This window comes from Streptococcus equinus ATCC 9812 (genome assembly GCF_000187265.1).
In the GTDB taxonomy this organism is placed as follows: Bacteria; Bacillota; Bacilli; order Lactobacillales; family Streptococcaceae; genus Streptococcus; species Streptococcus equinus.
Window position 1 is genome coordinate 461,021 of sequence record NZ_GL698429.1, and the last position, 12,332, is coordinate 473,352.

Consider the following 12,332-nt stretch of genomic DNA (forward strand, 5'->3'; position numbering starts at 1 on the left):
AAAAAAGTCCTGAAAACAGGACTTTGTGAGATATTTTTGATACTAATCTAATGTTTTTATGATTTTTGCAGGATTACCAGCAATAACGACGTTATCACCGAACGATTTTGTAACGACAGAACCTGCTCCTACGACGACATTATCACCTAGCGTAACACCAGGTAAGATTGTAACGCCTCCTCCAAGCCACACGTTGTCTCCAATAGTAATTGGTGCGCCATATTCTAGACCAGAGATCCGTTCCTTGGCATCGAGCGGATGTAGAGGAGTCAGAAGTTGACAGTTCGGACCAAACATAGCATTGTCGCCAATATGAATCTCGCAGACATCTAACATTGTACAATTATAGTTTGCAAAGAAATTTTCGCCGATATAGATATTTGTTCCATAGTCACAAACAAAACGCTGTTCCATCAAGAGATTTTTTCCAGTAGCGCCGAACAGATTTTTAATAATCTCTTTTCGCTTGTCACGGTCGTCTTCGTTATTAAAAAGTGAAATTTGTTTACGAGCGTGTAAACGCATAGCTACAAGTTCACTATCTCCAGCGTCATACAATTGACCAGCGAGCATTTTTTCTTTTTCGCTTAGCATTAGCTCTCCTTTAACATAGACTTGATTGGTTCAAATGTTTTACGGTGAATAGGTGTAATTCCGAGTTTTTTGAGCCCTTCAAGATGGTCTTTTGTTCCATAGCCCACATTTTTTTCAAAAGCGTAGCCAGGGTACTCTTTGGCATAATCAGCCATCATGCGGTCACGTGTTACTTTAGCAACAATAGATGCGGCAGCAATTGACAAAGAGTTGGCATCACCTTTAATCAGAGATTCTTGCGGAATATCTGTATCTAAATGCATAGCATCAATGAGAAGATAGTCTGGTCTTGTAACCTCTCCCTTTAATTGTTCAATTGCCTGTAACATACCGACTTTAGTTGCTTCGTAGATATTGATATCATCAATGACGTTGTTATCAATAACACCAATTCCCACTCCTAAAGCACGCGCAAGTACTTCTTCATAGATTTCTTCGTGATGCTTTTTAGGAATTTTTTTAGAATCGTTAAGATGCTTGATTTTACAATTTTTAGGAAGAATAACACAAGCTGTCACTACTGGTCCTGCTAGCGGGCCTCGACCAACTTCATCAATTCCGCCAATAGCTTGATAGCCTTGCTTGTAAAGTTCTTTTTCATAGCGCAGCATATTTTCCAAACGCAAATCTTCGTCAATATCAGCTTGAATGGCTTTTTTTCGCTGTGCTATCACTTTTTGAACTCCTGAACGGCTATCTGATTCGTAATCAAGCCAACGACTGTCATCAAGGCTATCGATAGCTGCTAGTGCTTCTTTTACTTCTTTAACGGTCGCCATTTTCGATTTCTCCTACGACATCTAAAGTGTAACGACCGAGTTTACCTTCACGTACGTCTTTAACGAACAAAGCATAGAAACGGTCGTAGTCATCACGGAAACCTAGTTTTTGTGTCATTGCCATGATAATTTCAGGTGCTTCTTCTTCTAGGTCGATTCCTTTATAACGCTCACTTAAACGTTCTGGATAGTGTTCTTTGAAGAAATTAAGCCCGAAGATAGTTACTTCATCCATTGGTAATAGTTGGTCTTTAATCGCACCTGTAAGAGCAAGTTTTAAACCAACGACTTCGTCTTCAAATTTTGGCCAAAGAATCCCAGGTGTGTCAAGGATTTCTAGGTCTTTATTAGATTTTAGCCACTGTTGTCCTTTAGTAACGCCTGGTTTATTACCAACGACAGCAATTTTCTTACCAGCCAAACGGTTCATCAGTGTAGATTTGCCAGCATTTGGAATTCCAATAATCATAGTACGTAGTGTTTCTTTTTGAATACCACGTTCACGTAATTTGGCTAGTTTATCAGCCATTAATGATTTTGCGGCTTCAGTCACTAATTTAACTGTTGATTGTTCTTTTGAATTAACAGCTAGTGTTTTAATTCCTTGGCTCTCAAAATATTTGTGCCATTCTTTTGTGCGATTACTGTCAGCGAGATCTGCTTTATTTAAAATCATTAGTTTTGGTTTATCACCAACAATTTTTGTTAGCATTGGGTTTTGACTTGAAAGTGGTAAACGTGCATCCACTAAAATAGTCACGAAATCAACGTGTTTAATATTTTCCTGAACTTGTCGACGGGCTTTTGACATATGCCCTGGAAACCATTGAATAGTTGCCATAAATTTTCTCTCCTTGATTAACGAATCTATATTTAGTATTTGACTATTATTTTCTATTCACAATTGTGAAAATCTATCACGTAATATTATATCATAAGTCTTTTTATTATGGGGAAAAGCCGAGAACTTACAGTACTCCTCCATTCTTGACTATCATATCTTAAGGCGATACAATGATATCAAATACGAAAAGACTTATCTCAAGGAGATTATATGATTGATTGTAACGAAATGTCAGTAGAAACATATGTAACAGAACGTTTAGAAAAAGCTATCGATACATATAGCAAAAAAGCAAAATTCCATCGTGCATGGTTTATTGTATTTAAGGTTATTCAAATCATTGCACTTGCCCTAATTCCGATTTTAGCCAGTTTACCTATTCCTTGTTTTAAACTTTTGACTGTGATTATTTCGTCTATTGTACTTGTTCTTGAGGCGCTTATTGCTCTTTCAAGTCATAAAGAAAAATGGCAACTTTATCAAGAAACATCAAAAATGATTACTTCAGAAAAATTTGCTTTTCAAACTAAAGCTGGTCTTTATCAAAACAAAGATGATGATAATTGCTTTTCACTTCTTGTTGAACGTTGTGAAGCTATGATTAAGTATCGTGATTAAAAAGGACCCCGTGTTTCATAAACATGGGGTCCTTTTTTTGATGCAAAAATAGTATTGGAACACTTAGCATCAAAAAATAATAAGGTAAAAAATGCCAATACGATGTCCTATGTGGATCTAAGTAGGTGACTATTAAAATAAATAAGCACCAAGATATCCAAAGTATGGTTACTAATTTACGCTTTTTCAGAATAAAATCTTTGAGTTTATTTTTCAATAACCTGATACTCCTTATTAAATCTCTTCTCAGAAATAATACGATGGTTGGTGCAATCAAGATAATCTCCTAATAGCCAATCTGATACATGCCATAACCAGTAAAGCCTCCGCCAAGACTTCCAACTGCACCAAGTTTAAAGTTTCTTGCTGTAGAAGGATTTAATCCTGCCATTAAAATACGTAAATGATTGTCTAGCCAATATAAATAATTCTTATCGAAAGCTTCCTTTACCCAATTTAGATAGCTTTCAACATTTTCTTTACTGATTTTCCAAACATCAGCCACTTTTCTTTATAAATTACTTTCATACTTCTCCTTTAACTCCCTTATAACTAAAAAATGAGTGCCACTACTAGGCGTGTCAAAATAGTAATGACTAATAGTTTTTGAATACAATATTTGGTATCAGCGGACCAATCTGTCATTTGGACAATACAAACACATAGTTTTAAAATTAGGCATGGAATTGTACGACATTAGTATACCAGATTTTTTTACTAATTGACGCAAATGTCGTAAACGGTCATTTTTTTGTCGCGAACGGTAAAAAAACAAGAGCCTTCAGCAAGACTCTTGTTTTTATTTTACATTAGTTCGTTAAAATCCCAAACTTCTGTCCAACCTTCATAGAAGTCAGGTTCGTGGCAAACCATCAAAATACTTCCTTTGTATGCTTTCAAAGCGCGTTTAAGCTCTTCTTTGGCATCAACATCCAAGTGATTGGTTGGTTCATCGAGGACAAGAACGTTATTTTCACGATTCATAAGCAGACAGAAACGGACTTTAGCTTGCTCACCACCTGAAAGTACTTGAATTTGACTTTCAATATGTTTTGATGTTAAACCGCAACGAGCAAGAGCGGCACGTACTTCTGCTTGGTTTAAAGCAGGGAAAGCATCCCAGACAGCTTCAAGTGGTGTTTGGCGGTTACCAGCAGCAACTTCTTGCTCAAAGTAGCCGAGATCAATATAGTCACCACGTTCGACACTACCTGCTAATGGCGGAATGATTCCTAAAAGACTCTTAAGAAGAGTTGTTTTACCAATACCATTGGCACCGATGATAGCAACTTTTTGATTTCGTTCAAAAGTTAGGCTAAGTGGTTTTGTCAATGGACGGTCGTAACCAATTTCTAAATCTTGAGTTTGGAAGATGAATCGGCTTGGCGTACGAGATTCTTTGAATTCAAATGAAGGTTTAGGTTTTTCAGCCTGCAATTCAATGCGATCCATCTTGTCTAATTTTTTCTGACGTGACATAGCCATATTACGTGTTGCAACACGCGCTTTGTTACGGTTAACGAAATCTTGCAAGTCAGCAATTTCTTTTTGTTGACGTTCGTATGCTGCTTCAAGCTGCGCTTTTTTCATAGCATAAACAGATTGGAAATTGTCGTAATCACCAGTATAGCGAACCAAGTCATGATTTTCTACGTGATAAACGATATTAATAACATCATTTAAGAATGGAATATCGTGCGAAATCAAGACAAAAGCATTTTCATAGTTTTGAAGATAACGTTTCAACCATTCAATGTGCTCAGCATCAAGGTAGTTCGTTGGCTCATCAAGAAGCAAGATATCTGGTTTTTCAAGCAAAAGTTTTGCTAGTAGAACTTTTGTACGTTGACCGCCTGATAATTCGGTAACATCAGAATCCATCCCAAAATCCATAACACCAAGGGCACGTGCGACTTCGTCAATCTTGGCATCGAGCGTGTAAAAATCACGTGATTCTAGACGGTCTTGTAGTTCACCAACTTCTTCCATAAGTGCATCCATGTCAGCACCTTCATCTGCCATTGACATGTAAATATCATTGATACGAGCTTCTGTTTTGAATAGTTCGTCAAAAGCTGTGCGCAAGACGTCACGGACTGTCATACCAGCTTCAAGTACAGTGTGCTGATCAAGGTAACCTGCAGTTACATATTTTGACCATTCTACCTTTCCTTCATCAGGCTGTAAATGCCCAGTAACGATACTCATGAAGGTAGATTTCCCTTCACCATTTGCTCCGACAAGACCAATGTGTTCACCTTTTAATAATCGGAAAGACACATCTTCAAAAATTGTACGTTCACCAAAACCATGGCTTAAATGTTTAACTTCTAAAATACTCATTCTTTATTTACTTTCATTATTTTTTTGAAAAAATAGCAGAGCTTTATAGCCTGCTTCATACATAATCTTTTCAATTATAGCATGACTTTAAGAAGTAAAGCAATGACTTTATACCATTGAAAGCGCAAAATAAAAAGCTCTTGTCAAAGAGCTTTTTATTTATTCAGAAATGGTTTTGGTATGAGCGTGCTCATAATCAAAAACTTGTTTTAAAATTGGGTAAAGAATTGGAACTGAGATGACTGTCACTAATGCAGAGCCGAATGTTCCGCCAATTTTAACCAAAGCTGTCAAAAAGGCAACATTCAGTTGTAGACTACCAACCACACTGTTAATGATAGTATATTTAACCAAATTGCTGATGATTTTAGTAATAGCAGCTACAACACCAACGATAATAACGTTGTGTGCTTTAGTTTCAGAATGCATCAGCTTTTCAAAAACTAAATGAAGAACCAAGCATACTATCAAAGATTCTAAAATAGTAATCCAAACCTCAGCAGCGTACCCATTAATGACATCAAATAGTCCAAGACCAATTGAAGCTACCAAAGCTGCAATTTTTGAACCGAATAATAGTACAGCAACTACTACCAGTGCATTTCCAAAATGGACAAATTGTGCGCCCAGCGGAATTCTTAAGAATTGTACACTGATAAAAATCAAGGCTGAATAAAAACTAAGTTCAACAAGTTGACGTGTCGTAAGATTCTTCATACTTTTTCCTCCATTAATCGTTTGATGTTAAGCGCTAATTCTGGCAAAAATGGCTCGTAAGATAGTCCAAATCGCAAATCACGATTCAAGGCTAGAGTTCGTTCAAGTGCTTTATCAATAAAGTCTAGCGCAACTTCTGCCACATCATCTAAAGATAAGTCATGAAAATAACCAGCTCCGAGAATTGCAGTTATTAAATCGCCAGTTCCAAAAAAGTGGTACGGGTAAGCTTTTGAAAAATGGTAAGTAATGTTGCCACTCTCACAATTAAAATGTGCAAGGCCGATTTTATCATCTTCAAAAGAGATACCCGTTAAAATAATGTGTTTATTATTGTACTTCACTAATGCTTGACACAGCTGCTCGATATCTGTCTTTGAATAATTCTCACTCAAGTAAGGTAAGTCTGTTAACAAGCAAGCCTCAGTTAAATTAGGAGTAATAACGTCAGCGTCTTTGCAAAATTGCTTCATCTTTTCAACAAATGTTTCTTGATATCCAGCATATAAGCGACCATTATCTGCCATAATCGGGTCAACAAATCGTGGTAATTGGTGGGTAAGAGCATATTCAGCTAGTACTTCCAATTGCTTTTGTGTTTTAAAATACCCTGTAATGATACCTTGGCAAGGAAAATCTAAATTATTCCATTGTTTAACGAAGTCTTCAATCGCTTGCGTTAAGTCTGAAATGTGAATGTCACTAAATCCACCTGTATGAGATGATAAAAGAACGGTTGGCATCGGAATAACTTCGATTTGACACGATGATAGTACCGGCAAAGCGCTAGACAAAGCTACTTTTCCTAAACCAACAATATCGTTAGCAACGATTACAGATTTTGTGAGTTCTTCCATAATAAACAACTTTCTAATCTCATATAAAAAACAAATCAGCATGCTTGAAAAGGTTTTATATGAAAGTTTAAATATATTGTAAGAAAATTCAATTTATTATACAATAGGTATTATCTAAAACTGTATGGGGACAGAATATGGCAAGTAAATATCAAGAAATTATCACGTCACTCATTAATCAAATTGAAACTGGAAAGCTATCAAAAGGTGATAGAATTCCTTCCATTCGTAGCTTGAGCCGAACTTTTCACTGCAGCAAAGATACTGCTCTGCGTGCTTTGCTAGAGTTAAAATATCAAAATTATATTTATGCTGTTGAAAAAAGTGGCTATTATGTCCTTAAAAACAAACAACAGGAAGAAGCGCCCTTAAATCTCAGTTTAAGCGACTATAACAATATGGCGTATGAAGATTTTACGACTTGCTTAACAGAAACACTAGTTAATCGCGAAAATTATCTGTTTAACTACTACTATCACCAAGAAGGGCTTCAAGAGTTCATTGATTCATTGCAAAAATACTTAGAAAAAAGTGCTATTTATGCTAAGAAGGAAGATATTGTGGTCACTTCAGGGACTCAACAGGCGCTTTATATTCTATCGCAAGTGATTTTCCCAAATCAGAAAAAAACAATTTTGTTAGAACAACCGACCTATCATCGTATGATTGAATTAGTGCAATCGCTTAACCTTCCCTACCAGACGATTAAACGTCATTTTAATGGCATTGATTTAGATGAACTCGAAGAATTATTTAAAAATGGCGACATTAAATTTTTCTACACAATCTCTCGCTTTTCAAATCCACTTGGTCTATCTTATTCAAATGTTGAGAAACAAAAAATTGTTGAACTAGCAAAACGCTATGACGTTTATATCATCGAAGATGATTATATGGGTGATTTTGCAAAAAGCACTGATTTACCTTTGCATTATTACGATACTTCAGATCATATTATCTATCTAAAGTCATTTTCAATGACTATTTTTCCAGCTTTGCGTTTGGGGACTATTATCCTACCACGAACATTAACAAAAGCCTTCTTAAACCTCAAAAAAATGATTGACTACGATACAAATTTAATCATGCAAAAAGCTTTGTCACTTTATTTGGATAGTGGATTATTTGAAAAAAATGTCACTTATTTGAAGCAAGTATTTCAAAAACAAATTTCCAAATCTCGTGAAGTACTTGAACAATTTCCAAATTTCCAGCATTACAATACATCGTTTCATGGAGTTGTTCTTGAATTACCAGAAAATCATCACCTTGGTAGCCTTATTTTTGCTGAGAAAATCAATTATTTAGAAGATAATTATATCGATATGTGCGAAAAACGATTTATTCGAATTTCAAATGATGACAACCTTCAAAAAAATCTCGCTTTGATTGCTGACAAATAATATAAAAGCCACGGAAATTTTTCTGTGGCTTTTATATTCTAATTAATAATCTGGACGTAGGACACCTGTAACGGTTTCTTTAGTTGCTTTTACATCTCCGTCGATAACAACGTCAATGATACGTTTGGCATCTTCTGGTGAGCAGCATACAAGCGGCAAACGTAAAGGACCAGTTTCAAACCCAAGGTAATTGAGTACAGCTTTGACAGGAGCTGGACTAGGGTATGAGAATAGAGCATTAACTTTTGGTATGAATTGACGCTGAATAGCTGCTGCTTTCTTAATATCATTATTTTCGATGGCAGTAAGCATTTCATGCATTTCGTCGCCACTGACATGTGATGCTACGGAAATAACACCATCAGCACCAAGATTCATGGCATGGAAAGCATCTCCGTCTTCACCGGTGTAAATCAAGAAGTTTTCAGGTTTGTGCTCAATTAGGTAAGCCATATTAGCGAGGCTTGTGCATTCTTTAACACCAATGATATTTGGATGTTCAGCCAAACGAAGCAGTGTTTCAGGTGTCATTTCAACAACAACGCGACCAGGAATGTTGTAGATAATGATTGGAAGGTCACTAGCATCGGCGATAGCTTTAAAGTGTTGATACATTCCTTCTTGTGAGGGCTTGTTGTAATAAGGGACGATTGCAAGCCCTGCAGCAAAACCTCCAAAGGCGGCAACTTCACGCGCAAATTCGATTGAATCTCGTGTATCATTTGTACCTACACCTGCAATCAAAGGTACGCGACCTTTAACAATCTTTTGGACAGCTGCAAATAATTGCAATTCCTCGTCGTGAGTTAATGTTGGACTTTCTGCTGTTGTTCCTGCCAACAAAAGGGCATCTGTATGGTGTGTTAGCAAATGCTCGATGAGTTTTGGAAGAGCATCAAAATTAATTGAACCATCTGCGTTAAAAGGCGTAACCATCGCAGTAATAATTTTAACATCTTTTAAATCTTCAATAGACATAATAACCTCTCTCTTTGCCTAAGATTTCAATACGCAATACAAATATGTCTCAAACCAGCTTCATGAGAAACTGGCTTGAGAATCATTATTTAAGTTCGAATTTTAGCTCTTTTGTTGGATGAACAAGACCACGTTCGTGAAGTGTTTCAGCAATTTGAACTGAGTTCCATGCAGCACCTTTTAGAAGGTTATCAGAAACGACCCACATATGAATACCGTTTTCGACATCCAAATCTTTGCGGATACGTCCAACAAATGTTTCTCGTTTTCCAACAGCATTTGCAGCTTGAGGATAGACTTGGTTAGCTACATCGTCCTCTAGTACTGCACCTGGGAAGGCTGCGATAGCTGCTTTCACTTCTCCGATTGGAGCGATTTCTTTTGTTTCGATGTAAACTGATTCTGAATGTGAGAAAAGAACTGGCACACGAACACATGTTGCTGAAACAGGAAGTTCTGGTTCTTCCATGATTTTCTTAGTTTCGTTTGTCATCTTCATTTCTTCATAAGTGTAGTCATTATCAGTGAAGACATCGATTTGTGCAAGAGCATTAAATGCAATTGGGAAGTGTTTTTTATCACCGCCACATGGCAAAATATCTGCATGGACGTCTTTAGGAGCTACACCATCGTTGACTACTTCTTTAATTTCACGAAGTGTTTCATTAATAGCTGATTGGCCTGCTCCAGACACAGCTTGATAAGTTGATACAATGATACGACTCAAGCCCCATTTTTGACGAACCGGTTCTAAAGCAACCATCATTTGAATAGTTGAACAGTTTGGACAAGCAATGATACCATTATGAGCATCTAAAGCATGAGCATTAACTTCTGGCACAACAAGTGGTACATCAGGATTTTGACGGAAATAAGATGTGTTATCAACGACGACAGCACCTGCTTTAACAGCGTAGGGAGCGAATTTTGCTGAAACGGAACCTCCAGCAGAGAAAAGTGCGATATCAACACCTTCAAAAGAATCTTCTGTTGTTAACTCAACGGTAACATCTTGTCCCTTATACTTTAATATTTTCCCGGCAGAACGTGAAGATGACAAAAGACGTACTTTGTCAATAGGGAGTGTTGATTGTTCTAATTGTTGAATCATACGTGTTCCAACGGCACCTGTGGCGCCAACGATAGCGACTATGTAGCCCATTTCAATACCTCTTCCTGGAAAATAGTACAATCTATTCTCAATTTTCTAAAAATTTTATAGTAGCTACATTATACAATTTTTTAAAGTAAAAGAAAAGACTCAATTTTATGAAATTTTAAAATATTTAAAAGAATTTTTGCAATTTTTTGATAAACAAAAAATCCCTACCATTTTGGTAGGGATAGAGGCACTCAAGAAAGAGTGTGGCAAAAAGGTTCACACAGATTGCCAAAGTCCGCTCCTGCGTTTCTAGTCGAACTAGAATGACCTCCTCTTGCGCAAATAAACTCTCAAATCGAGTTAATTCGGCTCATCGCATGTAATTAGTATACCATAGAAAGTAAGATTTGCAAACACTTCTTCTCTACATCAATGGTGCGATGGTTTTGACAAGGAGTCCGATGACTTTTTCGTGTGCTGGGCGTTCATCAAGCATTTCTTGAGTGACACGTTCACTTATTCGCATTGTTTGGATGCAATCATCATAAATATCACGAATTGCAGCAACTTTGTATAAGTAGGTTGCACACTCAAAATGATGATACAAGCTACGATAATCAAGATTAATTGTCCCAACGACTGCTTTACTATCATCGCTGATAAAGACTTTAGCATGGATAAATCCTGGAGTGTAATAATAAATCTTGACACCTGAACGCATAAGTTTTCTAAAGTAAGTTTTAGCAAGCATATAAGGTACTTTTTTATCTGGAATACCTGGCATAATGATTCTAACGTCTACACCACGCTCCGCTGCGAAACAAAGCGCATGCTCCATTTCACTATCTAAAATCAAGTAAGGTGTCATAATATAGACATACTCTCTTGCGTGATTGAGAATGTCAATGTAGACATTTTCCCCGATTTTATCCGTGTCAAGTGGCGAGTCGCCATACGGTATAACATACCCCTTGGCTTTTCTCTCCTTGTCATGTTTAGCAAGATAAGGTTTGACAACCATCTGTCTTTCAGTGATTGACCACATTTGTAAGAAAAGCACCAAGAAACTATCTACTGCTTCTCCTTCAAGCATAACGGCAGTATCTTTCCAGTGACCAAAACGTTCTAGCTTATTGATGTATTCATCAGCTAAGTTAACGCCACCAGTGAAACCAACTTTACCATCGATTACTATAATCTTGCGGTGATCTCGATAATTATAATAAGTTGAAATAAATGGTGAAATCGGTGAGAAAGCTTTAGCCTTAATACCAATTTTTTCAAGGCGTTTGGTATAGTCAAACGACAACGTAGAAAATTCAATCATGCCATCGTAAAGAACACGAACTTCTACTCCTTCTCTGACTTTCTGCTCTAAGATGCGTAGGATTTCTCCCCACATAACACCTTCAGCGATGATGAAAAATTCCATGAAAATGTATTTTTCTGCTTTGAGCAGTTGTTTTTTTAATTCTTCAAAAAATTCTTCCCCAGTTGGGAAATAAGTAACTTCAGTATTTTGGTAGGCTGGGAAGTCTCCTCGGCTATGGTCAAAATATTGAACCAGGTGGTAAGTTGTCGAAGTATTTCCTTTTAAAACTCTTAAAGTCTCTAGATTATCTTGCAAATATCGGCTACTGGAGTCCATCAAAAAATTCATTCGCTGCTTCAGACCACGATATCCCCAATCAAGTTTTGTATAAATGAGGAAAAGTGACCCCAGCAAAGGTACAATCATTACCAAAATCAGCCATGTGACGCGTGATAGAGCATCCATTTCGCTGTTGACCAAATAAAGGACAGCTGCTATTGCTAATGCTCGTTCAACGATAGCCACCAAAATTCGATGCTGATCTAACCAAACAAATGAAGCGATAATAAAGAGCAATTGTAAGATTAAAAGGATTGAAATAACAGTCGTTCGACTAAAAATTCCTCGAAGAAAACTGCGTCGGCTTTTATCTAATAAGCTCAGTGCTTTTATTTTATTAATATTTTTGTTACTGATAAGCTTGACCTCCACATAAACTTTTTTCTTGAATCGCTACTATTATATCATAAGTTGTGGTGAACTCTCATGTTTGACGAATAAGAAAA

11 protein-coding genes and 1 pseudogene are annotated in these 12,332 nt (G+C 36.7%); 2 read left to right on the forward strand and 10 right to left on the reverse strand.

The genetic code is table 11. The features are described 5' to 3' along the window. Window positions 1-42: 42 nt before the first annotated feature. The 3 genes from HMPREF0819_RS02175 to ylqF are packed head-to-tail and all read right to left on the reverse strand — an operon-like array spanning window position 43 to window position 2,214. Window positions 43-594 carry a sugar O-acetyltransferase gene (locus tag HMPREF0819_RS02175; protein ID WP_004231676.1) on the reverse strand — a complete coding sequence of 184 codons (552 nt, stop codon included), beginning with the start codon at window positions 592-594 and terminating at the stop codon, window positions 43-45. Further along, window positions 594-1,373 (reverse strand): ribonuclease HII, encoded by a 780-nt coding sequence (locus HMPREF0819_RS02180; RefSeq protein WP_004231679.1) that lies wholly within the window; start codon window positions 1,371-1,373, stop codon window positions 594-596. Before HMPREF0819_RS02180 ends, HMPREF0819_RS02175 begins: the two co-directional genes overlap by 1 nt. Beyond that, window positions 1,360-2,214, reverse strand: a complete 855-nt coding sequence (gene ylqF, locus HMPREF0819_RS02185) for a ribosome biogenesis GTPase YlqF (RefSeq protein WP_004231681.1) — start codon at window positions 2,212-2,214, stop codon at window positions 1,360-1,362. Before ylqF ends, HMPREF0819_RS02180 begins: the two co-directional genes overlap by 14 nt. Window positions 2,215-2,427: 213 nt before the next feature. Here ylqF and HMPREF0819_RS02190 point away from each other — a divergent pair, with 213 nt between their 5' ends. After that, window positions 2,428-2,835: a DUF4231 domain-containing protein gene (locus HMPREF0819_RS02190; protein WP_004231682.1), complete on the forward strand. Its 408-nt coding sequence runs from the start codon at window positions 2,428-2,430 to the stop codon at window positions 2,833-2,835. 206 nt (window positions 2,836-3,041) lie between these two features. Here HMPREF0819_RS02190 and HMPREF0819_RS02200 read toward each other — a convergent pair. The 4 genes and pseudogenes from HMPREF0819_RS02200 to HMPREF0819_RS02215 form a co-directional block, all read right to left on the reverse strand. Next, window positions 3,042-3,363, reverse strand: a pseudogene (locus tag HMPREF0819_RS02200) (hypothetical protein). A gap of 276 nt (window positions 3,364-3,639) precedes the next feature. Continuing rightward, window positions 3,640-5,178, reverse strand: coding sequence for an ABC-F family ATP-binding cassette domain-containing protein (locus HMPREF0819_RS02205; protein ID WP_004231688.1), 1,539 nt, complete (start codon window positions 5,176-5,178; stop codon window positions 3,640-3,642). Window positions 5,179-5,337: 159 nt separating this feature from the next. Continuing rightward, window positions 5,338-5,895, reverse strand: a complete 558-nt coding sequence (locus tag HMPREF0819_RS02210) for an ECF transporter S component (RefSeq protein WP_004231690.1) — start codon at window positions 5,893-5,895, stop codon at window positions 5,338-5,340. Beyond that, entirely contained in the window at window positions 5,892-6,752 is an 861-nt protein-coding gene (locus tag HMPREF0819_RS02215) for a pyridoxamine kinase (RefSeq protein ID WP_044023274.1), read from the reverse strand. The genes HMPREF0819_RS02210 and HMPREF0819_RS02215 overlap by 4 nt, the downstream gene beginning before the upstream one ends. Before the next feature lie 137 nt (window positions 6,753-6,889). On the opposite strand from HMPREF0819_RS02215, the gene HMPREF0819_RS02220 reads away from it, so the two are divergent. After that, window positions 6,890-8,155, forward strand: a complete 1,266-nt coding sequence (locus tag HMPREF0819_RS02220) for an aminotransferase-like domain-containing protein (RefSeq protein WP_004231693.1) — start codon at window positions 6,890-6,892, stop codon at window positions 8,153-8,155. A 42-nt stretch (window positions 8,156-8,197) separates the two neighbouring features. Here HMPREF0819_RS02220 and dapA read toward each other — a convergent pair whose 3' ends face one another. The 3 genes from dapA to cls all read right to left on the reverse strand — a co-directional run bounded on the left by dapA (window position 8,198) and on the right by cls (window position 12,258). Continuing rightward, window positions 8,198-9,133: a 4-hydroxy-tetrahydrodipicolinate synthase gene (gene dapA, locus HMPREF0819_RS02225; RefSeq protein ID WP_004231695.1), complete on the reverse strand. Its 936-nt coding sequence runs from the start codon at window positions 9,131-9,133 to the stop codon at window positions 8,198-8,200. Window positions 9,134-9,218: 85 nt separating this feature from the next. Beyond that, entirely contained in the window at window positions 9,219-10,295 is a 1,077-nt protein-coding gene (locus HMPREF0819_RS02230) for an aspartate-semialdehyde dehydrogenase (protein ID WP_004231696.1), read from the reverse strand. Between the two features lie 364 nt (window positions 10,296-10,659). Beyond that, a complete protein-coding gene (gene cls / locus HMPREF0819_RS02235; protein WP_004231698.1) occupies window positions 10,660-12,258 on the reverse strand; it encodes a cardiolipin synthase in 1,599 nt (532 codons plus the stop codon). Window positions 12,259-12,332: the final 74 nt, after the last annotated feature.

Coding starts and splice junctions, on each gene's coding strand:
- HMPREF0819_RS02175 (WP_004231676.1), bottom strand. CDS start 594: ATGCTAAGCGAAAAAGAAAAAATGCTCGCTGGTCAATTGTATGACGCT.
- HMPREF0819_RS02180 (WP_004231679.1), bottom strand. CDS start 1,373: ATGGCGACCGTTAAAGAAGTAAAAGAAGCACTAGCAGCTATCGATAGC.
- ylqF (WP_004231681.1), bottom strand. CDS start 2,214: ATGGCAACTATTCAATGGTTTCCAGGGCATATGTCAAAAGCCCGTCGA.
- HMPREF0819_RS02190 (WP_004231682.1), top strand. CDS start 2,428: ATGATTGATTGTAACGAAATGTCAGTAGAAACATATGTAACAGAACGT.
- HMPREF0819_RS02205 (WP_004231688.1), bottom strand. CDS start 5,178: ATGAGTATTTTAGAAGTTAAACATTTAAGCCATGGTTTTGGTGAACGT.
- HMPREF0819_RS02210 (WP_004231690.1), bottom strand. CDS start 5,895: ATGAAGAATCTTACGACACGTCAACTTGTTGAACTTAGTTTTTATTCA.
- HMPREF0819_RS02215 (WP_044023274.1), bottom strand. CDS start 6,752: ATGGAAGAACTCACAAAATCTGTAATCGTTGCTAACGATATTGTTGGT.
- HMPREF0819_RS02220 (WP_004231693.1), top strand. CDS start 6,890: ATGGCAAGTAAATATCAAGAAATTATCACGTCACTCATTAATCAAATT.
- dapA (WP_004231695.1), bottom strand. CDS start 9,133: ATGTCTATTGAAGATTTAAAAGATGTTAAAATTATTACTGCGATGGTT.
- HMPREF0819_RS02230 (WP_004231696.1), bottom strand. CDS start 10,295: ATGGGCTACATAGTCGCTATCGTTGGCGCCACAGGTGCCGTTGGAACA.